Genomic DNA, 1,685 nt, shown 5'->3' on the forward strand with positions numbered 1-1,685 from the left:
ACGGCGCAGCAGCAGCGACGCCGCCGAAGTACCGGATGACCCCGAGCAGATCACCGGCGACGTCGGTCCGGCTGATGGCGTGCTTCCCCGTCACAGAAGCCCAGCCGGTACTGGACTCCCCGTGCCCCCGCATGTCCGCGTTCACCACCCGGTACCCCGCGCCGACCAGCCTGGGCACCAGATGCCGGAAGTCCTGGCGCCAGGTGCCCATGCCGTGCGACAGCACCACGAGCGGGCCCTCGCCAACCACGTCGCAGGCGATGCGCCCGCCCTCCAACGCCACGAACTCGGTCATGTGCCACACCTTCCGTCGGCCACCCACCACCGCGACACCCGCGGCACAACGATTCAAGACCCCGCAGCCCACGGCAGGGAGCGCAGGGCGGGGACGGTCAGGCAGCAGGCCCTTCCGGTCAGAGACTGACCGGAACGGCGCGTGCACGCGGATTTGGAAGAGCCGTCCCGGTGGAGCTGGTTGGCGTTGCGGCAGCCCTCGTTCCACCGCTGGTGAAGGTAGGACTTGTAGTCGTCCAGCAGCGTCGACCGGTTCACCACCTTCACCAGGACCTCGTCGATACTGCCGGCCCGGGCGTATCGGCGCACGGAGTAGTAGTCGAGTCGCAAGTCTCGACTGATCCCCTTCAATGAGCGCCCCTGAGCCAGCAACTCGTGCACGGCCGCGAACCGCTCCCGCATCGTCGCCACGATCCGCCGCTCACGCCCACGAACGTCACGCTCCGCGTCCGGCAAAGGAGTTGGCGATTCCACGTGATCGTCCGCGAGCTGGCGGGCCGCGGCATCGTAGGCCCGCCGGACGCAGGCGTAGTGCCCCGCGACCGTCTTCTCGACCGCCTCGGCAAGGTTGTGCCACAGGTGCCAGGCGTCCGCGACCTGCACCGCTTGCGGGGCGCCGACGGTGGAGCCCTCGACGTAGGAGCGGGCCCGGTCCCGGCGCTCCAGGTCCACCAGGGTCGTGGCGTACTGATGGCCCTTGAGCAGTGCGAAGTCGTCCACGCCGAGCACCCGCACGTGGGTCGCGGCGGCTTCTGACAGAGCGCGGGTGAGGCGGAGCAGGGTGTCCTTCGCGATGTCGATGCCCAGTGCTGCGGCCAGGCGGGCTCCGGGCCTGGCTGCCACCGACCGCGCGATCGAGGTCAGCGTCTCCACAGCAGTGGCGTGCGGCGGGCATGAGGTGTCGTCAGCCCGTCCACCTGCTCGACGAACGTGACAGCGGGGCAGGCCGGGTTCTCACAGCGGAACCGACGCACCATCAACTCGATCACCGCCCGCACGCCACCGATCGCGGCATCGGCCAGCCGCCGCACGTACCGCCCGTGCACCCGGGACGACACGTGGCCGCACCGTGAATACGCCGCCGCAGTGGCCCTCACACGAGCGTGGAACCTCACCCCGGCAGCCGTTCGCTCGACCAACTCAACCGCCACGGCGGCCAGATGAGGAAGAATTAACTCAAGATCACGAGAATCGCACGCAGGACATGATCACAGAAGCAGCCGCCGACGCGGGCCTGATCACACTGATTGCGACAGACCCCATTCATCCGTACGTGATTGGGCACGTTCGTGTGTACGCCGACACCTGCGGCCCCAGCTCCGCGCGGCGCTGGAACGCATGAAGGCGGTGAAGGCCGAGCTGTTCGCCCGGGTCTCGGCGGGACTGGCCGG

Annotated in this window: 3 protein-coding genes; all 3 read right to left on the bottom strand. The window is 69.0% G+C overall.

Annotated features, from left to right (window positions below):
• A partial coding sequence (locus ASC99_RS28355; RefSeq protein WP_200948455.1) for an alpha/beta fold hydrolase occupies positions 1 to 295 on the bottom strand: 295 nt, incomplete at its 3' end.
• A gap of 53 nt (positions 296 to 348) precedes the next feature.
• Positions 349 to 1,167 carry a hypothetical protein gene (locus ASC99_RS28360; RefSeq protein ID WP_057237337.1) on the bottom strand — a complete coding sequence of 273 codons (819 nt, stop codon included), beginning with the start codon at positions 1,165 to 1,167 and terminating at the stop codon, positions 349 to 351.
• Positions 1,155 to 1,352 (bottom strand): transposase family protein, encoded by a 198-nt coding sequence (locus ASC99_RS39535; protein WP_057237339.1) that lies wholly within the window; start codon positions 1,350 to 1,352, stop codon positions 1,155 to 1,157. The genes ASC99_RS28360 and ASC99_RS39535 overlap by 13 nt, the downstream gene beginning before the upstream one ends.
• Between the last annotated feature and the right edge of the window lie 333 nt (positions 1,353 to 1,685).

Source organism: Kitasatospora sp. Root107 (genome assembly GCF_001424875.1).
In the GTDB taxonomy this organism is placed as follows: Bacteria; Actinomycetota; Actinomycetes; order Streptomycetales; family Streptomycetaceae; genus Kitasatospora.